Source organism: Erythrobacter epiphyticus, assembly GCF_034653295.1.
GTDB lineage: Bacteria > Pseudomonadota > Alphaproteobacteria > Sphingomonadales > Sphingomonadaceae > Erythrobacter.
This window is the reverse complement of sequence record NZ_JAYEEU010000008.1, coordinates 271312-294084: the sequence shown is the minus strand read 5'-3', so window position 1 is coordinate 294084 and position 22773 is coordinate 271312. Positions and strand designations below refer to the sequence as shown.

Here is a 22773-nt window from a genome sequence, read left to right as displayed (position 1 = left end):
CTCCTCTCAGAAACCGAAGCCGAGCGTCACGAAGGCCGATCGCGGGTTGCCGGGGCGCACCACGTCCTGTGCGAAATACTGGTAGGGCACGAAGTAGTCGGCGCCGAACAGGTTATCGACCCGGAGCCCGACGCGCATCCCGCCGATCTCATAGCTCGCCTGCGCGTCGGCGACGACATAGCCATCGACCTCGGCGCCGTTGGGCAGCGCGATCACGCTGTCGCTGGCCGCCGTGACACCCGCGCCCAGTTCCAGCCCTTCCATCGACCCGTCGAGGAAGCGGTAGCGCGCGGCGATCCGCCCGCGATGATCGGGCACGCGCGGCAGGCGGCTGCCGACCGGGATCACCGTATCGGCGGTGACGCGCGCATCGCTGTAGCCGTAGCTCGCCAGCAGCGAGAAAGCGGGGTTCGGTTCGTAGATGACATCCGCCTCGATCCCCTCGCTGCGCTGCGCGCCGGTCTGGATCGAGGTGAAGAAGGTGCCCGGATCAGGCGTCGGCACGTTCGTCCGGTCGAGCCGGAAGGCGGCGATGGTTCCCGACAGGCCGGTGTCGCCAAGCGCGAACTTGACCCCGCCCTCCCAGCTTTCCGAGCGCTCGGGGACGGGGCTGTTGGTGCCGTTGAAAAAGATCGACAGGCGCGAGCCGGTGGCATAGCCCGCGAACAGGCTGACGCCCTCGGTGATATCGAAGGTGACGCCCACGCGCGGGTCCCATTCGTGATAGACCTCGTCATTGCCCGCCCCGCCAACGAACTCGGTCAGGCCGAGCCGCGAATAGCGCAGCGAGGCGAGCACGTGGAGCCGCTCGCCGATGGTCAGCTGGTCCTGCACATAGGCCGCCAGCGTCTCGTAGCGGTTGGTGTTGAACTGTGAGAGCGCGGGGATCGGGAAGAAGTCGAAATCGGCCGCCGGATCGGCATAGTCGAAGGCCTCGACATTGAAGAGATCGAACCCGATCGCCGCGTCGTAATCCGCCCGGTCCCACTGCACCCCGCCGAGCACCACGTGGCTGATGGCACCGGTGGCGAACTCAGCCGTCAGCGAGCCGTCGACCGTCCATTCGTCGATGCTGGCGGGAAGCTGCGCGCGGATTTGTGGACACGACGTCGCGTTCAGCCCCGAGGCCGCGCCGCAGGGGAAGAAGGCGAGGAAGGGCGAGGAGGCGAATTCGCGGAAGTCGTTCTCGTAGCGGCGGCCGCGCAGGTTGAAGGTCAGGCCGTCCGAGAGGCGCTGGGTCCATTCGAGCTGCGCGGTGAGGTTCTCCACCTCGGTGTCAGGCGCGTTGGTGGCACCGGTAAAGCGCTCGGGATCGACGCGCGGATCGCCCACAAAGATCGCCGGAAGCCCCGCATATTCGAGCTGGGCAATCCTGGTGTAGGTGAAGCGGCCCACGATTTCGGTGTCCTCGGACGGGGCAAAGCGCACCGAGGGGGCGATCAGCAGTCGCTCGATCTCGACCACGTCGATATTGTCCTCGGACGACTGGTATTCGGCGACCACGCGGGCCGAGAGGCTGTCGGTGATTGCTGCGCCCGCGTCGGCGGCGATGGAGTATGTCTCGAAGCTGCCCGCGCGCAAGCGGCCATCGAGGAGGGTCTTGCCGTTGGCGGTCTTGGAGACGAGGTTGATCAGCCCGCCCACCGGCGAGCCGATCCCGCCACCGAACAGGGTCGAGGTCGGCCCCTTGGCGACTTCGATCCGCTCGACATTCCACAGGCTGCCCGGATCGATCACCGCGGTATCGCCATAGCCGATCAGGCCATCGGTGAAGATCTCGGCCTCGAACCCGCGCACGATCGGGTTCACCAGCACGATTTCGGACGGCAGCGAGGGCACCACGCCCGAGACATTGCGCAGAGCTTCGTCGAGGGTCACCAGTTCCTGATCCTTGATCAGCTGCGACGTGATGACCTGGATCGATTGCGGCACCTCGATCAGTGGGACGGGCGTGCGGGTGACGCTGGCCTCGTCGGCGGCATAGCTGTCGCGCGTCCCGGTGACGGTGATGTTGCCCGGGGTCCAGCCGCCGGTTTCGGGTTCGGGGGCCTTATCCTGCGCCAAGGCAGGGGTGGCAAGCGCGGTGGCCGCCAGCAGGGCGGCAAGGGAAATGCGGTTCATTGTCGTCGTGTCCTTGAGTGAGAGAGGTTTCAGCCCACCAGCCGCTTGAGCTTGGCGAGGGCGCTGGGATTGGATTCGTCGTAGGCGATGATCGACTGGAGGCGGCCGGAAGCGTCCATCAGGTAGACGCTGGCGGTGTGGTCGATGGTGTAGTCGCCGTCCTTTGTTGGCACCTTCTGGTAGAAGGCGCGGTAGGCCTTGACCGCCGCGTCGATCTCCCTGTCGGTGCCGGTCAGCCCTAGGATCGGGGTGCCGAAAAGTTCGACATAGCGGCCGATGTCTTCCGGGCTGTCGTAACCGGGATCGACCGAGACGAAGACGATCCGGAACTTGTCGCCATCCTTGCCCAGCTGCTTGCGCAACTGCGCCATGCGCGAGAGCGTGGTCGGGCAGACGTCGGGGCAGCGAGTGAAGCCGAAGAAGATCGCGAAGGGCGTGCCCTTGAGCGTCTGGTCGGTCACCCGCGAGCCATCCGGGGCGGTGAGCGAAAAGGGGCCACCGATGAGGTCGCCATAGGCCGCCTGATCGCTCGCAGGCGGGGTGCGGTCGGGGGCGAGCATGGCGACAAGGCCCATGCCCACCACCAGCACCACCACGCCCCACAGAGCGAGCCGCAGGGTCTTCAGCCCCTCGGCCTGCCGCTGCGGGGAGACGTCCTCAAGCTCGGGGAAGGGATCAGCCATGGGGCTTGTCCCCGCCGTGTGCACTATGGTCCATCGCGGGCATTTCGTCGGCAGGGCGAACCTCGAGCTCGGTTTCCAGCGCGCCTGCGCCCGCGAAGGTCAGCGTCAGGGGCACCTTCTCACCCGCTTTCAAGGGCTGCTTGAGGTCCATCAGCATGACGTGGAAGCTGCCCGGCTTGAGCGTCACTGTGCCGCCTGCGGGCACTTCCAGCCCGTCTGCGAGCTGGCGCATCCGCATCACGTCGCCCTCCATCATCATGGTGTGGATCTCGACCCGGCCCGCGACCGGCGTGCTGCTGCCGGTGAGGCGGTCGGCGTCAGTGCCGGTGTTGGCGATGGTCATGAAGGCGCCGCCCGCGTTCTGGCCCTCGGCGGTCTCGCGCGACCAGGGTTCGGTCACGGCGATGCTGCTGGCGGCGGTTTCGGTGGCGGCGGGGGTATCGGCCTCGGGCGCGGCGTTGCAGCCTGCGAGGATGGCGGCGGAGCCCAGCAGGGCGGCGGCAAGACAGTTACGGATCATGGCAAGGTCTCCAAGGATTAGAGAGCCGGGGGAGCCGCGCCCCGGCGGGCGGCGGCAAGTTCGGAGGCGATGAGATCGGCGACCGCGCGGCGCTCATCGAGGCCGAGGCAGGTGGCGATCTCGATGCGGCGAGCGCGGTGTTCGAGGAACAGGCGCAGGCGCGCAGGCACCGCATCATCGATCACGAAGCGCGTTGCGGCGAGCGGCCATTCGACGGTCTCGTGCGCAAGACTGCGCCAGAGCAACCGGCCGCCGTCGAGCGCCAGCCACTCGGTCGCGGGCCGGGTGCGACGGTGCCAATCGAGCACTCCGACCAGCAGCGCCATGGCGCCGATCGCATAGGCGGGCACCAGCCACTGCCCGCGTAACGCAGGCAGGATCGCCATCGCCATGAACACGGCGATCAGCACGGTGAAGGTGACGCGCGCATCCTGCGACAGGTGCGAGCGGTTTGCCTGCAAGTGCAGGATCAGCCCGCCTTGCTCGGCGCGCCGCGCGGGGTGGCCCGCGTCTGGCTGCCCGGCGGGGCAGCTATGAATGGCATACATGGAAAAAAGCTCCGACAGCCCGCCGCGCCGCAAGGGCGCACAGCCGGGCTTACCGACACGAAGGGTTCAGGGTGTCAGACGGTAGCTGGAGGCCCGCGCAATTGCGGGCGCAGGAAGGGAATATCGCGCCGGGGCAGCGCAGGGAGCGGGGCAAGGCCGATCAGCAGGATGAAGGCAATCGCCCCCGCCAGCAGCAGCGGATCGGCCCCGCCGAGCGCGGAATGGCCGAGGCCCGAGAAGGCACAATGCGTCGCCTTGGCGGCTGCATCGGAATGATCGCCGCCCGTATCCTGCTTGCCCGGGATGGCGATCTGCATCTGCTTGGGCGTCCCGTTCGCATCCGAGCAGATCGTCACCGTCAGGAACCGGTCACCGCCCGCCGAGAGCATGAACCCCGCCGGGACCACAGCCTTCACCGCCAGCGCAAGCGCCAGCAGCACCAGCGTCAGCCGGGCATGGTCACGGATCAGGGCGCGCAGGCGGGTCATTCACGCAGTGCCATAACCATCTCTTGGGCCTGTGTCACGATGCCGCAGTCACATCAGAAATCCGCCGAAAGCGAAAGATTGAACCGCCGCGAGGGGATGAACTGGAAACCCCCGCCGCCGGTGACGTTCCACCCGAATACATTGGTGAGGTTGGCAATTTGCGCGCGCAGCACGGCCGGGCTGCGGCCGAGCTTGAAGCGGTAGCGTGTACCAAGATCGACAATCGCGCGCTCGGGGATGAACAGGCTGTTGTCGATCCGCGCCGCGCGATCACCCGTGTAGTTGACGCCGAGATCGACCGACAGGGCATCAAAGGCAGGTGGCTGATAATCGATCCTGAGGTCGAGCGTCGTGCCTACCCGGCCCAGCGGCCTTTCACCCAGTCGCCCCTGCTCAACCGCTTCGCCGGTAACGCGGGGCCGCATCAGAACCGCTCCTGCAACCACATTGAGGCCCGCCACCGGCCGCGCCGTCAGCGAGACCTCCGCGCCCTGGTGCTTCACCTCACCGAGCACGCGGAAGACATTGTCGGTATCGAGCTCGAAATACGGACGACGCACGTCGAACAGACCGGTGATCAGCTTCACGTCTTTTGCCAGCGTCCAGCGCACCCCCGCCTCGACCTGCCGGGTGCGCAAGGCGGGCAAGGTGAGGTTGGCGTTGGCGGCAAAGGCGGGCGCAGTGCCGCTTTCCTCCAGCCCGCGCGTGGTGGCAGCATAGATCGCGATGCCGTCGATAGCGGTGAGTGCGGCCGATGCGTTCCACAGGATCGGGCTGTCCTCGTTGGCGGTCGGGGCAAGGCCGGGCGCACGGACTTCCTTGCGGTAGCGGGTCTTCTGCACGCCAAGATTGATCTCGCCCAGCCCCTGCCACAGCATCCCGTAACCCAATGCCCCGGTCTCTTGCCGGATTTTATCGCGGGTCAATGCGCCGAAGGCGACGCCGGGCTCGGCAACCGGATCGGCGACGTCGATCATGCCGGGGCCGAGGCTGCGGAAAGCAAAGCCGCCAAGATCGTCATCAACCTGACGGAACCGGGCCGAGGCAAGCAGCCGGTGGCGGCGCGGGCCTTCGGTGAAATCGCGTTCCACCAGCAGCTCGCCGGAATAGGATTGCGTCACCTGATCGCGGCCGAGCAGCACCTGCCGCTCGGCGCTGCCATCGGCCTGCGTATTGGCAAAGAAGTTCGCGCCGAACTGGTCGATGGTAAAGCGCGAGGAGAAAAACCCCAGTCCAATCCGCCAGCCCCCGCGCGATAGCTTCGCCATGCCGCCGAAATTCTGCGAGTGGCCCGCCCAGTCGGCCCAGTTCTGTCCGACGAAGCGATTGCGGGCGATGCGCTTGGGCAGGAAAGCGCCGGCGGTGAAAATCACTGGGGTCTGTTGCTCGTCGAAATAGTCGTAGCGGCTGTAGAAGCCGGTCAACTCCACGCCGTCAGCAGGCCGCCAGCGCGCAACCCCGCCATAGCGGACGAACCAGAAATCCGCGCCATCGGGGTAAACGAACTCTTCCACCCCTGCGCCGACATTGAGATCGAGATTGCCGGCCAGCGGCAGCGCAGCATCGACGGTGGCAAAGGGCGCGAAGAAATCGCCGAAGCCGGTGCGGGCGCTGACCACCGGCTTGTCGCCCGCCCGTCGCAGCGAAAAATCGACGATCCCGGTCGGCGCCGGAAACGGGTAGCCGAGCGCGGAAATGCCGACCTGGATCGTCGATCCGGCGCGCACCGCATCACTGAGCGGGCCCTGATTGTCGAAGTAGAGCCCTTCGATCCGCACGTTCTGCGCCGCAAAGGCGGAAAAGCCGCGCACATTGCCGCCACTATAGAGGCCGATTGTTTCATCGCCCACGCTGGTCCCGAACGCGTCTGAGGCCTGGGTAATAACGTTCTCTTCGGAGCGATTCACCAGTGCAATCGGCGGCGCACCGGGGCGGTCCTCTGGGATGGCAGGATCGGGAGATTGTTCAGCGGGCGGATCGGGGGCTTGTGCGGCAGCCGGATGTAGCGAGGCAAGGCAAAGGGGTCCTGCCAGCGCCTTCATTGTCCGTCTTCCAAGCACCGCCATCACGCCAATGCCGGGCGTGCAAGACGCCGGATTGCAAGCACCATCAGCGCGGCGGCTAGCACGATGAGGGCGGCAATCTCGGCCCAAGGGCTCGATTTCGCGGGCAACCACGAAAAACGCGGAATCCGCCCATCATCGGCCGGCTGCATGATCGCCCCGCGCTCGACGAAGCCCCCGCCATAGGCGCGAAACGCAGCGAGATAGGCCTCGCTCGCCCTGCGGAAGTCGTGGCCTGTCGTCGGATCAGTTCCCGCTGCCTGCTCCAAGGCGCGCTTGGCCACCAATGCGGGCGACGCCCATGACAGTGCCTCGGCAAAGCGCTGCTGCCCGGCAAGCTGGTCGACAAAACGGCGGTCGATCGGTGCGGTCGCCGCTTCCACCTTCTGCGCCAGGTCCCATGTCTTTCGGATTGAAGCGAGGCGGCCCTCGAACTCGCCCGATGCGATTTCCGGGTGGTCGTTCTCGTAGGCCTCAGTCGAAGCGACTTCTGTGGCACGCGCGGCGGCGATCTGTTCAAAGCGCGAGGGCGGCGGGTAGCCCGCCTGCACGATCGCGGAGAAGGCGGCGGGCAGCACCAGCGTGATGAGCGCCCACAGCGCCACCAGCGTAAAGGCGGCGGTCTCTGCCCCGATGGCGAAGCTGTTGACCCATGCTCCGCACGCCGCCCACAGCAACAGGAACAGCGCGGCCACCAGAAGCCAAATTCCCGCTGCCTGCCAGCGGCCCGCAATATCCGGCCCGGTTGCAAGCAACACCAGCACCGCCGCCGCGATCGGCAACAGCACCAGTGCCAGACGGGGCACGATGCGCGCGCCGATCAACCTAACCGGGCTTCCCGCCTGCGCTGAGATAAGCTGTGCGATGCCGCTATCGCGGTCGGCTGCGAACAGGCCATAGAGCAACCCAATCAGCACCAGTGGGCCGAGCACCACCACCACGAATCCGAGATCGATCCCGCCGCGCACCAGCAGCTCGGGGTTGTCGAGGCCGCTGCGCTGGAACAGCGTGTTCCGGCTCGCGCGCATGGTGACAGTGGTTGTGTAAGGATCAACCGGCGCGCGCCCGGCACTGAAATCAGCGAGAACCGGCAGTGGTGCGATCAGGACCTGGCGCAAGCGGTAGGGGCTAAGAATCGCCTCTTCAGGTGGAAGTTCAGCATCGGCAAGCCGCTTGCGCCATTGCTGGACCGCTTCGCTTTGCAGAGTCTTGGCCTCTTCGCGGCCTTCGATCTGGGTCTGCATCAGCGCTGCCCCTGAGAGGCAGGCGAGCGCTAAAGCGCCCACCAGCACCGCCAGCAGCGACAGCGCGGCGCGGTCGCGCAGCACGATCCGCAGTTCGAGCGCGATCAGCCTTAGCACGCCGTTACCCTGCCTCGTTCAGACGCCGCGCCGAGCGGAGCGCGAGCACCATCGCGCCGGCCAGCCAAGCCAGCAGGATCAGCGCATCGGCCCAAAGGCTAGCTAGCGTCTCGCCCAGCGAGGGCGGTTCGAAAGCGAAATCCTCCACTTCGGCCCAGAGCCCCGGCTTGGCGAGATAGTCGAAATCGGCTCCAGCGCCGTTCCGGATCAGGTCGGTATTGAGCTGCGTCACCACGGCGCGGCGGCGGCGCTCGGCTTGTTGCTGGAAGGCGATTTGATGCGGCATGTCGGTGCCGCTCAGCGCCATCGAGATGTTCTGCAAGGCGGGCAGGGGCGAGGCGAGATTGGCCCATCTCAAGGCTGCGCGTTGCTGCTCGTAGATGGCGAAAAGCGCGCTGAACTGCCGGTCATAGACCAGATTGCCGAGCCGCTCGTCCTCTTCGAGTTGCAAGCCACCGAAGCTCACCGGCAGGTCTTCAAGCCGGTTGACGCCATATTGCGCCATCACCTTGGCCCCGAAGGCTTCCATGCCGTCAGCAAAGGGGCTGGGGTATGCGGCTTTTGCAGCAGCGACATCGGCCCAGAACCGTTCAGCTGTGGGCGTTGGCGCAGCCGCCTCCGCCACCGAGGCTGCGGCGCGCGGGGTCAGGACAACGGCAAACAACCAAAGTCCTGCGAGGATCATCAACGCCTGTCCTGATGATCGTGCGCGCAGCGACACGGCCACGGCGACAGCGGCCACGACCGACAAAAATCCGCCATATGCCAGCATCCAGAGGCCGAGGCGCACCGGATCGAACGGCCCGGCGCCTGCCGCAGCCACCGCGCCGATCACGCTTACGGCGCCTCCGAGCGCCAGCGTCACCACGCCAACCGAGGCGAGCTTGGCCTTCACAAGCGCTTCCGACCTTGCCCCGCTCGCCAGCATCAGCCGCAGCGTTCCCCTCTCCCGCTCGCGCGCCACCGAACTTGCAGCAATCACCGCAACGAGCAGGGGCATCAGCACTTGCAGCACCCAGGCGAGGCTGAAATCGCCGCTCGGCAAAATCACCGTCTGATCGTCGATGGGACGTGCGACTGCCGGGTTGCGGTTGTGCGCCTCCATCCACACCGCGCTGCCGGCAAAGGCGGTGATGCCGGGATCGAGCACGGCTTGCGCCGTCAGCGGCTTGAACGCCCATTTGGAAAAATGCGCAGCGCTGTGCGGGTTGCGTTCGCCCTGACCTTCCCATGTCACGCGGTCGGCGACGATGGTGGCGGCGCGGTCGGCTTCATAGGCGCTGATGCGGGCATAGGCGGTCACAAGTGCGGTCAAGGCCAGGGCAAGCACCAGCAATGCCATGACAACGACCCGCCGATCCCGCCGCAGCTCGCGCAGATCCTTGGCAATGATCGCAGCGGTGATGCTCATACCGCGCGCTCAGCCATGTGGGTGAGGTAGATCGCCTCCAACTCGCTAGCAGAAAGGGTCGCGGGGTCGATCATCGCGAGAAGCCGGCCGTGCCGCATGATGCCAATGCGGGTGGAGACGTCCTTGGCGCGGAAGATATCGTGGGTGGAGATCAGCAGCGCGGTCCCGCCTGCCGCCGTCTCGCGCAGCACCGCGACCAAATCATTAGCGGCTGCCGGATCGAGGCCGGACAGCGGCTCGTCGAGCAGGATCGCCTTGGCCTGCTTCATCAGCGCGATGGCAAGCCCGAGCTTCTGGCGCATTCCCTTGGAATAGGTGCCCGCTGGCTTGTCGATCGCACGTTCGGGGAACCGCAGCCTCGTCAGAATCGCGTCACGGGACGCGACGTCGACACGTTCGCTCGCAAGCTGCGCGAAGAAATCGAGGTTTTCTGCTCCGGTCAAGGTGGGGTAGAGCGCAACGACCTCCGCCACATAGCCGAGTTTGCGCCGTGCGGCGGCCGGGTCGCGGGCCACTTCCACCCCGTCGACCAGCGCAGCCCCAGCCGACGGTTCCAGAAAGCCGAGGAACAGGTTGATGGTTGTTGTCTTGCCCGCCCCGTTGGCCCCCAGAAGGCACACAGTCTCCCCCGGCGCGACCTCAAGATCGAGGCTATCGAGCGCCACTGCTGCGCCGAACCGCTTGGTGAGCCCTGTGGTCTGGAGCACGGGAGGTTGTGTGTTCATGATCCTGTAACTCGCTCAGAAGCCTGCGCGCAAGGTCAGCTGCACTTGACGCCGCTCACCAAAGAAGACCGCGCGGAAATCGCCCCCGGTAAAATAGGTCTCGTTAAACAGGTTCTTCACATTGAGCGCGGCTTCGAAAGGCCCGAAATCATGGCGCACCGCCGCGTCGAACACGGTGAAGGCGGGGAGGATGTCGAGCGCATCATTTGCGCGGCGCTCGCCGACATGGCGCACCCCGATGCTGCCTTCGCTGCCTACCAGCCCCACGGCATCGCCCAGCAGCGTCACAAACATGCTCGGCGAATTTTCGGGCACATTGAGCGAGGTCAGGCCGACATCGCCATTGTTGCTGGCCCGCACCTTGGCATCGAGATAGGTGTAGCCCGCCTGCAGGATCAGCGCCTCGCCGATCCGGCCGCTAAGCTCGATCTCCGCCCCTTTGTGCCGCTGCGCGCCGATCAGCACGCTGAAGCCGGGATTGGCGGGATCGCCATTGACGATGTTGGTTTGGTCGATCTGGAAGATGGCTGCCTGCGCCGACAGCCGCTGATCGGGCGATTGCCAGCGCAGACCTGCCTCGATCTGCTCGCCCTGTGAAGGCGGCGGGGTCTCGCCGCTGGTGAGCGGATCGAACCCGAACTGCGGCTCGAACGACTGGCTGTAGCTGAGATAAGGCGAGAACCCCGCGTCGCTGACATACATCACCGCCGCGTTGAAGCTGGTATCGCTGTCGTCCTGTGTGCGGGTTGTTCCTGGGAGCACATCGGTGCTGCTGGTGTCCGAATCCGATTGCCGCACCCCGGCAACGATGATGAACCGCTCCGCGATCTTAGCCCGATATTGGGCGTAGATACCGACCTGTTCCAGCGCGACGTCAGCCGAGAAGAACGGCCCCAACGGCACGGGAGCGATGCCATAGACGGGCGCGTTAGGGTTGATCGGCGCAAGGGCGAACAATTCGCCCGAATTGCGATCGGTGAAGTCCTGATAGTCGATCCCGATCATCATCCGGTGTTCGATATTGCCAGTGCCAAACACGGCTTCCAGCTGGTTGTCGGTCGAAAGCATCTTGCGATCGCCCGTATAGTCGAACCCGCGCCGGGTAATGCTGGTCGGTGTCGAGCCCCAGCGCGGTGCCTGGACGATCGGGCCTTCAATGTTGAAATTGCTATATCTGAGGCGCGAGCGGAACTGGATCGCATCGCTGAACCGGTGCGAAAACTGATACCCGATCTGAATCTGCTCCGACGTCAGCCGATCAAGATCGGGCTCGCCCAGAAACAGCGAACGCCGGATCGGTCCGGCGGGGCTCGGCTGCAAGGTGCCCAACAGAGGCACACCGATGGTGCGGTCGTAATCATCGCGTTGATAAAGCGCGAGCAGTGTCAGCTTGGTCGCATCGCTCGGCTGCCACGTGACGCTGGGCGCCACGAAGATCCGCTCGGCCCCGACGAAGTCCTGCGTGTCCCCGCGCGAGGCATAGACAATCGGCGCGCGCGCGGACAACGTGCCGCTTTCGTTGAGCGCCCCGCCAATATCAGCTGTGAGGCGATAAAAGTCGTCGGTGCCGATGGTCGCGGTGAAATCGGCGACCCGCTCAGGTGAAGCGACGCGGCTCGTCATGTTGACCACACCGCCCGGCGCAATCTGTCCGAACAGCACGGATGCCGGCCCCTTCACAACCTCGATCGACGCCAGTCCGCCCGGCTCCTGCTGCTGAAGATAGCCCGGATCAAGCCGCAGACCATCGCGGAACTGGTAACGGGACTGATTGAACCCTCGCACGAGGAATTCATCGAAGCCTGATCGTCCCGCAAGCTCGGCTTGGACAGAAGGCACGTAACGCAGGATTTCCTCGACGCTGGTAGCGTTCTGGCGCTCGAAGGCGTCTTGCGTGATGACGGTGATGTTCTGCGGGGTTTCGGCCAGCGGCACGTCCAGCTTGGCGATGGCTGTGGCCGTCACAACGATATCGGCCGCCTTGCCCTCGTCTGCTGCGCCCACTTCCTGGGCTTGCAGCGCGGTCGGCAGCATGGAAATCGCTGCAGCCAAAACAATGTTCTTCATGTCTTTCGAAATGCCCAAATGCGCCCCTAGTTCTTCGGTTGATATGTAACAACATTACATTTAGCAACGCTCATGTTCAGAATCCTGCAGATTCATCGTTGGCTCTCCCTTGTCCTGGGACTGCCCGTCGCTCTTGTCGCGCTCAGCGGCTTGCCGCTGGCGCTGTGGGCGGAGACCGATGCCATTGCCGCGCCCGCGTTTTACCCGACCAAGGGCGCGCATGATAACGCCGCCATCAACCGAGCCATTCTTGCGGTCACAACCCCTCACCCGGATATGTCACTGGACTTTATCTATTTCCCGCGCGCGTCAGCCGTGATGCATGTTGGTGCCACGATGCCGTCTGGCGAGCATATCGAAGTGGCAGTTGATGGAATGGGCGAGCAAATCCTGGGCACGCGAAGTCACCAAGGCAGCGTGATCGGCCAGATCCATGTCTTCCATTCGCGTTTCTTTGCCGGCGATGTCGGCCGATGGTTGATGTTCGCTCTTTCTTGGGCGTTGCTCGTTTCGACTGGCTCGGGTGTTTGGCTGTGGCTGGCGCAGCCCACGCGCAAGTTGAAAACCGCGCCGCGCAAACCGCAAGCGAAAGTCGGTGCTCGGATCCTGCACAATCTGGTCGGCATCTGGTCGTCAGGTCTTCTGTTGACGATGGCACTTACGACAATCGTGCTGACGTGGCCGGGCCGATTGGAAACAGCGATGCATAATCACGCGCACCTTCCCTCAGCCGCGCCGCCTGCCGGAAAGATCGCGCGCATCGTCAAGGCTCATGACGGCACAGCCAAACTGCGCAGCATTTCGCTCGGGGGGCAGCCCGACGAACCCGTCCGCGCCATTGTCGAAAACCAGGCCGGGATGATGCGGATCATCATGATCGATACCAAAGCAGATGCGGTTATCAGCGACAGGTTAGACATCCTGACATCCACAAATGCATTCGCCCGCGGATTGCATGGCGGGTCCGCCATTGGGCACGCAGGGCGCTGGCTTATGGCCGGAGCGAGCCTCATGCCCATGATGATGTGGCTGACCGGCGTTTGGATGTTTACGAGGGCAAGGCGGCAGATCAAGCAATGAAGGCCTAGCGATCGCCGAACTCGGGCTGGATCAGTTCCACGATGACCACTTCGGGGTCGACAACCGAACGGCATGTTTTTTCTTCCGTCGCTTCGTAGCTGCCGGTCTCTTGCTCTCGCTCAGAAAAAAGCAGGCATCAGGCCTCCAATCGCTCCAGCACCCCCGCTTCACCCCTGAAGGATGCCAGCTGCCACCTATCGGGGCCTCGATGTGCCTCTCGTTAAGCCGCTGCGCGATCTCCCCTAAACTACCCCCCCGCCCCCCACGGCGACTAACCTGCGGCATATAGCCACCTCCAAATTTCAATCATTTTTCAACCCTTTGCAGATAATCCCGCAAGCGAACGGATTGATCCGTCCGTTGGGCCGCTGCCGCAAGCGGTGGCCTGGCCGCCGCTGAAGGATACACCATGCCGATCGGTTTTCTGAGATCGAGCCGCAGCCCTGACTCTCGCCCGCACGCGAGCCGCGAGAGCCGTCCTGTCCGCGCGGGCAAGGCCGCGAGCCTGAGTGGCAGCATTCTCGCTGACGTTGAACGGCTCGGCGTGGGCCTGTTCTGGGCCACCGATGCGCAGGACACGCTGATCTTCCTCTCCTCGCGGGCACTACACCATTTCGAGAGCGCGGGGGAAAGCCCGCTCGGGCAGCCACTCACCGCCTTTTTCCACGACACCGAAGCCCTGCCCGGCAGCGGCTCGCAGCGGGCGCTGGGGTTCAAGTGCAGATCGCGCGCGCGGATCGATGATCATGTGGTCGAGGTTCGCATACCCAAGCCCGGCAGCACCGACACCCAATCGCGCTGGTGGCGCCTCGCTGGCCGCCCGCTGCATGACAGCAAGGGCCGGTTTCTCGGCTATCGCGGCAGCGCGGTCGATATCACCGCGCAATATCTTCAGGAGATGGAGGCCGCGCTCCAATCGCAGGTCGATGAATTGACCGGCCTTGCCAACCGCCGCCGGATTGGCGAGCGGCTTGGCACCATTCTCGCCGCCTTCCGGCAGGCACAGCGCAGCTGCGCGCTGATGATGCTTGATCTCGACCGCTTCAAGCAGATCAACGACACGATGGGGCACCACGCCGGGGATGACCTGCTCCAGCAGGTCGCGCGGCGGCTGGTGGCGATCCTTGGGGAACGCTGCGAGATCGGGCGGCTAGGCGGGGATGAATTCCAGATCCTGCTGCCCGATATGGATGATCGCGGCGCCTTGTCCGATCTTGCCCAGCGGATCGTGCACGAATTGTCGCAGCCCTATCAGATCAGCGGCAAGCGCGCGAATATCGGGGCCTCGATCGGAATTGCGATTGCGCCTTATGATGGCCTTGATGCGGGCGAACTCACCCACGCCGCCGATATGGCGCTTTATGCCGCCAAGGAAACGCGCGGCAGTTTCCGCTTCTTCACCAGCGGTCTCAACGCCGCAGCCCGGCAAGCCGCGCAGCTGGTTGCCGACCTGCGGGAAGCGGCCGAAACCGGCAAGATCGAGGTCGTCTATCAGCCGGTGGTTGATCCCGTGACCACCGAGGTCAAGGTGTTCGAGGCGTTGCTGCGCTGGGATCATCCGGAGCATGGCCCGATCTCGCCCGCGATCTTCATTCCGCTGGCCGAAGAGCATGATCTGATCCTGATGCTGGGCGAAATGGCGCTCAATCAGGCCTGCCGCGATGCGCTGCGCTGGCCGGAAAGCATCAGCGTGGCGGTGAATGTGTCGGCCAAGCAATTCATGAAGCCCGATTTCCACCGCAAGGTGGCGACAGCGCTGGAAATCTCGGGCCTGTCACCGCCGCGGCTCGAACTGGAAATCACCGAGAACATCTTTGCCGGCGATCATGGCAACATCACCGGGATGATCGAGGCGCTGCACAAACTGGGCGTGCGGCTGGTGCTTGATGATTTCGGCACCGGCTATTCCTCGCTCGGCTATCTCAAGCATGGCCATTTCGACAAGATCAAGATCGACCAGAGCTTTGTGCATGGCTGCACCGCAAGCGGCGATACCAACCCGGCCATCATCACCGCGATCGTGGCGCTGGCCAAAGCGCTCGGCATCACCACCGTCGCCGAAGGGGTCGAGGCGATGGACGAGTTGGCGCTGGTGCGCGAGCGCGGGGCCGATCTGGTGCAGGGCTTCATTTACGCCAGCGCCATGACCCAAGCCGAGGTGCTCGCGCGGTTTGCCGAGGGCGGCATCCATTGCCCGCCCGCAGGCCCGCCGCGCTATCGCTCGGAACGGATCACCATTTTGCGCAAGGTCGGGCTGATCCATGAGGATCATTACTATGATGTGCTGCTGCGCAATCTTTCCAAAACCGGAGCGCGGATCGCCGGTCTTGCCGGGGTGCCGGTTGGCACCGAAGTGGTGCTGGATCTCGGCCATGGGCAATTGGTGGTGAGCACGGTCGTCAATTCGACTGAAAGCAGCCAGGGGCTGAAGTTTGAAACCCCGCTGATCAGCGATGGTTCAGGCGGGTTCATGACCCGGCACCGGATTTCGCCCTATGCTTTGGCCGAAGCCGGGATTCCGCTGGCAGCGCTTGGCGCGGGCAGCGCGGCTCTCGCCCAGTGGCGCGAAAGCCAGCGCGGTGCGCCCAAATTCGTCCAGCTTGAGCTGGGCAGCTAGCGTTCCGCAGGTTCAAGCCGCACTGTCACCGGGGTGGCGTCGAGCCGCAGCCACGGATCGGATGCATCGGCCGCGCGCGAGAACTTCAGCGCGAGGCCTGCTTGCCCCGCGCTCACCAGACAGGTCGTCTCGCCGCCAGCCGCCAAAGCATCGCTGATGGCGGCGATCAGCTCTGATTGGCTCGCAGGCAGACCGGCAGCGCTTGTCGCCGAGAGGCATGGCGCAGGGGTGGACAGGGGCGCAGGCGTGGGCGCGGCTTGGGCCGAACGTTGCAAGCTAGTGAGATCAAGGCTCTCTCCGTTGCCAAGCAGGCCCACCTTCGTGCCGCGCGCCGCCCATGTCGGCCCGGCGGGATAGGCAGTGGTCCGCGCATCGACGACAGTGACCCGCCCGCGCCCGACAACCCGCGCCGTGCGTTGATCGGGCGCGACCACCAGCGCGGTGTCTTCATCAATCCCCAGCCCGATGCGCCTATCCGCCGCGCGCACCTGCAGCGCGGCAATCAGCCGGATCAGCCGTGCGCGCTCGCCGAAATGTTGATCGACAAGCGCGTGGCGCAGGAAACCCAGCCCTTGCCCGGTCTCGATCGGCTCGCGATCCGGCCCCGCGCCGGGCACAAGGCTTAGCGGGTCGCCCTGCACAAGCATCGGGTCGCTCATGATCGCGGCCCCGGCGCTGGTGCCACCGATCACCGCGCCTGCGGCCAAGCGGCGGCGGATCAGCGCGAGCATCGTGGTGTCTGTTCCATCGGCACGCACCAGCGTGGCCAGAATGCGCGCCTGATCGCCGCCGGTGAACCAGATCGCGCCCACATCGGCGAGCCGCGCGATCTCGCCTGCGTCCTCGCCATGGCCGCGCCACAGGCTCTCATCTTCGGGCGTGTCGGGATCATCCTCAACGGCAAGCCGGATGATGCGGATGCGTTCGGGCGCGACCCCGCGCCGGGTGAGCTGCGCGGCGAAGGCGGCAGCAGACTGGGCGGGTACGCCCGAAGCCGCCGGAATGATCGCAATCAGCGCATCCGGTGCAGGCAAGGCTTCGAGAAACGCCGCGAACACCGTGTCATTATCATCGGCGAGCCCGCCGCCGACGATCACCAGCTGGCCCTGCGCCCGAAGCGGTGCGGCACAGGCCAGCAGTGCCACAAGCATGATCATGATGTATCGCATCGCGTCCCCTTTTCCGCGCGCCAGAGTGGCGGCGGGGGCGCAGCAAGGCAAGCGGTTAGATGATGCTGCCTGCGGTAAAGCCGAGCACGATCGTCAAGCCCCCCAGCCCGAGCGACAAGTGCCAGCGCAGCCGCAGGAAATCAGGCGCGGCAAAGCCCAGCGCCCGGTCAACGAAGGGCGACAGTGCGATAAGCGTGCCGAGATAGAACAGCGCCGGACCCGGCCATTCCCATCCGAAGGTCCACGGCAGGAACAGCGCCACCGCCAGCAGGCTCGGCATGACAGCGAGGAGATAGGCGCCGGTGGTTGCGGGTTGCCCGTCTTTGGCGCTTTGCACCGCCTGCCCCCACCACACGCCGCCCAGAAAGCTGAAGATGGCCGCCGCATAGGCAAAGCCGCCGGCCAGCGCCGAATAGCGCCATTCATGGCCGATCAGCACGAGGCCGAGACAGATGATCTGGGGCAGGAGCCCGGCATAGCCGAGCGCGCGGGCAGCCCCTGACAGCGCAGGGGTCGAAAGCGAGGTGTGTCCGTCCATGAAGCCCCAAAAGCGCGCCTGCGCGGGTGGTTCCCGGATGCCTTGCGGCCAGCGCGCGATTGCGCCACAGATTGCGCCATGGCGTTATTCGACCTTGCGGGCCGCACGGCCCTTATCACGGGCGGCAATGGCGGGCTTGGCCTTGCGATGGCGCGCGGTCTGGCCAAGGCGGGCGCGCATGTCGCGATCCTCGCGCGCAGTGTGGACAAGAACGCCGCCGCGGTCGAGGAATTGCGTGGGCTTGGGGATGGCGATGTCATCGCCCTCACCTGCGATGTGACCGAGGATGATGCTATCGCCGCCGCGATCGAGCGCACGCTTGGCGCGTTCGGGCGGATTGATGCCTGCTTTGCCAATGCCGGGATTTCGGGTGCGGGCACCGCTATTCCCGACATCACGGCGCAAGGCTGGGACCATACCATGGCGGTGAACACGCGGGGCGCGGCGCTGGTTTACAAGCACGTCACCCGTCATATGATCGAACGCGCGGGGCGCGCCGATCCGGGTGGTAAGCTGATCGCGACCTCATCGGGCCAGTCGATCATGGGGGTCAACCGCTCGTCCGATTATGCCGCCTCCAAGGCGGCGCTCAACGGGCTGACGCGCGCCGCCGCCTTTGAACTGGCGCGCTATCAGATCACCGCCAATGCCCTGCTGTTCGGCTTCTACGAAACCGATATCACAGCCAAGGCCGATCCCAAATTCGCGGCATGGATGGCCAAGCGCATCCCGCTGCGGCGTCCGGGGGATCACGCCGGGCTTGAAGGCCTCGCCGTGTTCTTCGCCTCGCCCCATTCCGATTACATCACCGGGCAATGCCTGCCGGTTGATGGCGGCCTGAGCATTTCCTGACCTGCGGAACACCGCCCCGCCCCGACCGTTAGCCCCCTACCCTCCCCAAACCGGAAACCCCGCCCCGTGTCCGACGACGACAGCATTCCCGATTTCGACAAGCTCCCGCATGATCGCAGCCGCCAGCGAGCGGTGCCGGCCGGCCGGATGGCGCGCATCGGCACCTTCGGGCGGCTGGTGGGCGGGGTCGCGGGCGGCATGGTGGCCGAAGGGGCGCGGCGGCTCGCCAGCGGCGAAGGGATTTCGGCGCGCGATCTGATCCTCACCCCCGGCAATGTCCAGCGTCTGACCGATCGCCTCTCGCACCTGCGCGGCGCGGCGATGAAGATGGGGCAGATGATCAGCCTTGATGCCGGCGATTTCCTGCCGGACGAGCTTTCCAGGATCCTTGCGACCTTGCGCGATCAGGCCAATTTCATGCCGACCAAGCAGCTCGATCAGGTGCTCAAATCCGAATGGGGCCCCGATTGGCGCAAGCAGTTCCGCTGGTTCAATCCGCGCCCGATCGCAGCCGCCAGCATTGGCCAGGTGCACAAGGCCCTGACCCGCGATGGCGAAGAGCTGGCGATCAAGGTGCAATATCCCGGCGTGGCCAAAAGCATCGAAAGCGATGTCGATAACGTGATGACCTTGCTCAAGGTGGCGGGCTTTGCCCCGCCCGAGCTGGAGGTCGAAAAGCTGATGGCCGCTGCCAAGAAGCAGCTCCACGAAGAAGCCGATTACCAGCGTGAAGGCGAGCAGATGAAGCTCTACCGCGAACAGCTGGCGGATGTACCGGGCTTTGTCGTCCCGCGCCTCCACGAAGGGCTGACACGCGGCGCGATCCTCGCGATGAGCTTTGAAGAAGGCGTCTCGATCGAAGAGCTCGGCAACGAGCCGCCCGCCCGCCGCGATGAAGTCTTCGCCCGGCTGATCCGCCTGGTGGCGCGCGAATTGTTCGATTTCGGCGTGATGCAGACCGATCCCAACTTCGCCAACTTCCGCTACCGACGGGAGACGGGAGAGATCATCTTGCTCGATTTCGGAGCCTGCCGTCCGGTCGATCCCGATGTCGCCAAGGGCTATCGCCGCATGCTCGAAGCAGGGCTCAAGGGCAATGCCGAGGAAGTGCTGCAAGCCACGCTCGATGCGGGGTTCATGATGCCGATTGTCGCGGAAAAGCACCCCGAACGGGTTGGCCGCATGATCGATATTGTCATCAATGAAATGCGCGCCGATGCGCCCTTCGATTTCGGCGACCGCGCCTTTATCCCGCTGCTGCGCGATGAAGGCTATGCCATCGCGCAGGACAAGGACACCTGGGCCTTCCCGCCGATCGAAACGCTCTTCGTGCAGCGCAAGGTAAGCGGCACCGCGCTGCTGGGTGCGCGGTTGAAAGCCAAGGTCAATATCCGCCGGATCACCGAGGAAGTTCTCGCAAGCACCGCACCGGCCCCCGCATCAGTGGCCTGACAACCGGCGAAAAGGCTGGGCCTTGGGTGAAATTTTGCGCAGAATTCACCTAAACTTCTTCTATTGGACAAGCATTTCCTGCGCTGGTAGTCTTGCTACCCATGCATGGAAGGCCCCAACATCACATGGCAGTCCTGTTTGTCTGCCTTGGGAATATTTGCCGCTCCCCGATGGCCGAGGGTGCATTCCGCGCGGCTGTGGCACGCCATCGGATCGATTGCTTCATCGACTCAGCCGGAACCGCGGCCTATCATATTGGCAATGCACCCGATCCGCGCGCGATCGCCACAGCGGCAGCGCATGGTATTGCCATCGGGGATCAGGTCGCCCGGCAAATCGAAGCCCGGGATTTCCAGCGCTTTTCGCACATCATCGCGCTCGACAGCGCCAATCTGGCCGGGATCAACGCGCGCCGCCCGCGCGATTCCCATGCCGAAGTCATGCTGCTGCTCGATTGGCTCGACGGGCATCAGGGACGCGGTGTGCCCGATCCCTATCACGGCAATGAAGCCGATTTTCTCGCCGCGTGGCAGCTGATTTCGCGGGCGACCGAGGCCATGGCAAGCCGATTGGCCTATCTCGCCAGCGCGAGCGCATCGCCGTTCGATTATCCGCCGCGCAGCAACTGAACGCCCCAGTCGCGTTCGAACAGATAAAGCAGGATGCGTGCCGCCTCGCCGCGCGCGCTGGTCAGCCCGCCATCACGCTCCATCAGCAGCCGGGCATCGGCATGGGCGATCGGCAGCAAGCGCTGCACGTGATCGAGGCTGGCAAGCCGAAACGCCGCGTCGCCCGATTGCCGTGTGCCGAGCAATTCGCCGCCACCGCGCAATTCGAGATCTTCCTCGGCAATGCGGAACCCATCCTGCGTCTCGCGCATCAGCGCCAGCCGGGCGCGTGCCGTTTCCGAAAGCGCCGCGCCGCGCAGCAGCAGGCAGGTCGATTTCTCCGCGCCGCGCCCCACCCGGCCACGCAATTGGTGCAACTGGGCAAGGCCGAAGCGTTCGGCCTGCTCGATCACCATCAGCGTCGCGGCGGGCACATCAACGCCAACTTCGATCACGGTCGTTGCCACCAGCAGCCGCGCCTTGCCACTGGCGAAGTGCTCCATCGCGGCATCCTTGGCCTCGGGGCGAAGCTGCCCGTGCACCAGCACGACCTGATCGCCGAACCGCTCCTTGAGCGCCGCATAGCGCGCCTCGGCTGCCGCAATATCGGCCATGTCGGGCACGCCATCGATCTCGCGCACCATCGGGCAGACCCAATAGGCCTGCTGGCCGGTCGCAAGGTGCCGCTCCAGACCGGCGACGACTTCCTCCATCCGCTCCTGCGGCACGACGCGGGTATCGATCGCCTGCCGACCCGGCGGCAGTTCATCGAGGCGGCTGACATCCATCTCGCCATATTGCGCCAGCGTGAGCGAACGCGGGATCGGGGTCGCGGTCATGGCCAGCGTATGCGGCGCCCGCCTGCCCTTGGCCGCCAGCGCAAGCCGCTGGGCAACCCCGAAGCGATGCTGTTCATCAATCACCACCAGAGCGAGATCGCGATATTGCACCGCGTCCTGAAAGATCGCGTGGGTGCCGACAACCAGTTGGATCGAACCATCGATCAGCCCCATCAGGATGCTTTCGCGCGCACGGCCCTTGTCGCGCCCGGTGAAGAGCGCAATCTCCACGCCGGTGGGCGCGGCCATTTTCCGCAGGGTCTCGAAATGCTGGCGGGCGAGCAATTCGGTCGGTGCGAGCAGCGCCGCCTGTTTGCCCGCTTCGGCCGCGATCAGCATGGCGTTGAGCGCCACCACCGTCTTGCCCGCACCGACATCGCCTTGCAGCAAGCGCAGCATCGGCGCTTCCTGCGCCATGTCGCCGGCAATCTCCCGTATCGAGCGATCCTGCGCCCCTGTCAGCGCAAAGGGCAAGGCCAGCTTGGCGCGCAAGCTCCCATCGCCGACCAGCGCCTGCCCCTTGCGGCGGCGGCCCTCGGCCTTGACCAGCAGCAGCGCCAGCGAGTTTGCCAGCAGTTCATCATAGGCGAGCCGCTCGCGCGCTTCGGGATGTTCGTGATGATGCGCGAGCTGGATCGCGTCGCGCCAACTGGGCCACGAACTGCGCGACAATTGCCCCGGCTCGATCCATTCGGGCAGGTCGGGCAGCCGCGCCAAGGCTTGCGCCACCAATCCGGCGATACGCGGCTGGGTAAGACCTTCGGAAAGGCGATAGACCGGCTCGTTCAGCCGCGCGAGATGCGCAGCGCTTGTTTCCTCGATGTGATCGGGATGCACCATCTGGAGCATGTCGCCATAACGATCGAGCCTGCCCGCAACCCAGCGCGTTTCACCCACGGGCAGCAGCTTTTTGGCGGTGTAGGCCGCCTTGCCGAACCATGTCAGTGCGCAGACATTGCCCTTGGCATCCTGCGCCAGCACCCGATAAGGCCCGCGGCTGCCCGCCCGCGGCGCGCGATGCTCGATCGGGGTGAGCGCAAGGATCACCTGCTCGCCTTCTGCGCCCTCATCGAGATCGGCGAGCGCCCGGCGGCTGACAAAGCGTTCGGGCAGGTGATAGGCGAGATCGCGGATGCGCGTCAGCCCGAGCCGTTCGAGCGGCTTCAGCAGCTTCGGCCCGACACCATCAAGGCTGGCGGTTTCGGCAAACAGCGGGTTGAGGATCTCGGGGCGCATCGCGGCTTCGCTACCATCCCTGTCCGCCTATTGCGAGTTGTGCCTGTGACAAGCTGTGGCTAGGTGGGGCCCATGACTGACACCCTCTCCGCTGGCCCCTCTCTCGAACAACGTCTCGCCCGCGCGAAGTTCCGCGCATGGCACCGCGGCACGCGCGAGGCCGATTACATGATCGGCGGCTTCTTCGATCGCTATGCTGCCACATGGAGCGAGCCGGAACTGGCGTGGTTCGAAGCGCTGCTGGATGCCGATGATGTCGATGTGATGGCCTGGGCGCTTGGCACGCAGCCTGCGCCCGATCATCTCGCCGGCAGCTTGCTCACCGCGATGCAGCGGCTCGATTACGTCGATATTCCCCGTTAGCGAAGATGGCCGCGCGGGAACCCTTTGGCCCC

General features: G+C 65.2%; 19 protein-coding genes. 6 read left to right on the top strand and 13 right to left on the bottom strand.

Annotated features, from left to right (window positions below):
- Positions 1-6: 6 nt before the first annotated feature.
- The 10 genes from SOQ14_RS10840 to SOQ14_RS10795 form a co-directional block, all read right to left on the bottom strand.
- A complete protein-coding gene (locus SOQ14_RS10840) occupies positions 7-2121 on the bottom strand; it encodes a TonB-dependent siderophore receptor (protein ID WP_322898118.1) in 2115 nt (704 codons plus the stop codon).
- A gap of 29 nt (positions 2122-2150) precedes the next feature.
- Positions 2151-2804, bottom strand: a complete 654-nt coding sequence (locus tag SOQ14_RS10835; RefSeq protein ID WP_322898117.1) for an SCO family protein — start codon at positions 2802-2804, stop codon at positions 2151-2153.
- Positions 2797-3324 carry a copper chaperone PCu(A)C gene (locus SOQ14_RS10830; protein WP_322898116.1) on the bottom strand — a complete coding sequence of 176 codons (528 nt, stop codon included), beginning with the start codon at positions 3322-3324 and terminating at the stop codon, positions 2797-2799. Before SOQ14_RS10830 ends, SOQ14_RS10835 begins: the two co-directional genes overlap by 8 nt.
- 17 nt (positions 3325-3341) lie before the next feature.
- Complete coding sequence (locus SOQ14_RS10825) at positions 3342-3872, bottom strand: DUF2244 domain-containing protein (RefSeq protein ID WP_322898115.1); 531 nt, start codon at positions 3870-3872, stop codon at positions 3342-3344.
- A gap of 74 nt (positions 3873-3946) precedes the next feature.
- Positions 3947-4360: a DUF2946 family protein gene (locus SOQ14_RS10820; RefSeq protein ID WP_322898114.1), complete on the bottom strand. Its 414-nt coding sequence runs from the start codon at positions 4358-4360 to the stop codon at positions 3947-3949.
- Positions 4361-4413: 53 nt separating this feature from the next.
- Positions 4414-6210, bottom strand: a complete 1797-nt coding sequence (locus SOQ14_RS10815; RefSeq protein WP_322898113.1) for a TonB-dependent receptor — start codon at positions 6208-6210, stop codon at positions 4414-4416.
- Between the two features lie 215 nt (positions 6211-6425).
- Positions 6426-7784, bottom strand: a complete 1359-nt coding sequence (locus SOQ14_RS10810; RefSeq protein ID WP_322898112.1) for a DUF3526 domain-containing protein — start codon at positions 7782-7784, stop codon at positions 6426-6428.
- A 4-nt stretch (positions 7785-7788) separates the two neighbouring features.
- A complete protein-coding gene (locus SOQ14_RS10805; protein ID WP_322898111.1) occupies positions 7789-9195 on the bottom strand; it encodes a DUF3526 domain-containing protein in 1407 nt (468 codons plus the stop codon).
- Positions 9192-9920 carry an ABC transporter ATP-binding protein gene (locus SOQ14_RS10800; protein ID WP_322898110.1) on the bottom strand — a complete coding sequence of 243 codons (729 nt, stop codon included), beginning with the start codon at positions 9918-9920 and terminating at the stop codon, positions 9192-9194. The genes SOQ14_RS10805 and SOQ14_RS10800 overlap by 4 nt, the downstream gene beginning before the upstream one ends.
- 15 nt (positions 9921-9935) lie before the next feature.
- Positions 9936-11987, bottom strand: a complete 2052-nt coding sequence (locus SOQ14_RS10795; protein WP_322898109.1) for a TonB-dependent siderophore receptor — start codon at positions 11985-11987, stop codon at positions 9936-9938.
- Between the two features lie 72 nt (positions 11988-12059).
- Here SOQ14_RS10795 and SOQ14_RS10790 point away from each other — a divergent pair, with 72 nt between their 5' ends.
- Both SOQ14_RS10790 and SOQ14_RS10785 read left to right on the top strand, forming a co-directional pair.
- Entirely contained in the window at positions 12060-13067 is a 1008-nt protein-coding gene (locus SOQ14_RS10790; RefSeq protein ID WP_322898108.1) for a PepSY-associated TM helix domain-containing protein, read from the top strand.
- A 409-nt stretch (positions 13068-13476) separates the two neighbouring features.
- Positions 13477-15684 (top strand): putative bifunctional diguanylate cyclase/phosphodiesterase, encoded by a 2208-nt coding sequence (locus SOQ14_RS10785; protein WP_322898107.1) that lies wholly within the window; start codon positions 13477-13479, stop codon positions 15682-15684.
- Here the strand turns inward: SOQ14_RS10785 and SOQ14_RS10780 are convergent.
- Positions 15681-16853 carry a cyanophycinase gene (locus tag SOQ14_RS10780; RefSeq protein WP_322898106.1) on the bottom strand — a complete coding sequence of 391 codons (1173 nt, stop codon included), beginning with the start codon at positions 16851-16853 and terminating at the stop codon, positions 15681-15683. The genes SOQ14_RS10785 and SOQ14_RS10780 overlap by 4 nt on opposite strands.
- 55 nt (positions 16854-16908) lie before the next feature.
- Entirely contained in the window at positions 16909-17391 is a 483-nt protein-coding gene (locus SOQ14_RS10775; RefSeq protein WP_322898105.1) for a DUF3429 domain-containing protein, read from the bottom strand.
- 78 nt (positions 17392-17469) lie between these two features.
- On the opposite strand from SOQ14_RS10775, the gene SOQ14_RS10770 reads away from it, so the two are divergent.
- From SOQ14_RS10770 to SOQ14_RS10760, 3 genes are all read left to right on the top strand, one after another.
- The gene (locus SOQ14_RS10770) at positions 17470-18243 is read left to right on the top strand and encodes an SDR family NAD(P)-dependent oxidoreductase (protein ID WP_322898104.1); all 774 of its coding nucleotides are present in this window, start codon (positions 17470-17472) and stop codon (positions 18241-18243) included.
- A 66-nt stretch (positions 18244-18309) separates the two neighbouring features.
- Positions 18310-19695, top strand: coding sequence for an ABC1 kinase family protein (locus SOQ14_RS10765; protein ID WP_416232754.1), 1386 nt, complete (start codon positions 18310-18312; stop codon positions 19693-19695).
- 101 nt (positions 19696-19796) lie between these two features.
- The gene (locus SOQ14_RS10760; protein ID WP_322898103.1) at positions 19797-20324 is read left to right on the top strand and encodes a low molecular weight protein-tyrosine-phosphatase; all 528 of its coding nucleotides are present in this window, start codon (positions 19797-19799) and stop codon (positions 20322-20324) included.
- Here SOQ14_RS10760 and recG read toward each other — a convergent pair.
- Positions 20303-22378, bottom strand: a complete 2076-nt coding sequence (gene recG, locus SOQ14_RS10755; RefSeq protein WP_322898102.1) for an ATP-dependent DNA helicase RecG — start codon at positions 22376-22378, stop codon at positions 20303-20305. The genes SOQ14_RS10760 and recG overlap by 22 nt on opposite strands.
- 72 nt (positions 22379-22450) lie before the next feature.
- Between recG and SOQ14_RS10750 the strand changes: the two genes are divergently transcribed.
- A complete protein-coding gene (locus SOQ14_RS10750) occupies positions 22451-22741 on the top strand; it encodes an FAD assembly factor SdhE (protein ID WP_322898101.1) in 291 nt (96 codons plus the stop codon).
- Positions 22742-22773: the final 32 nt, after the last annotated feature.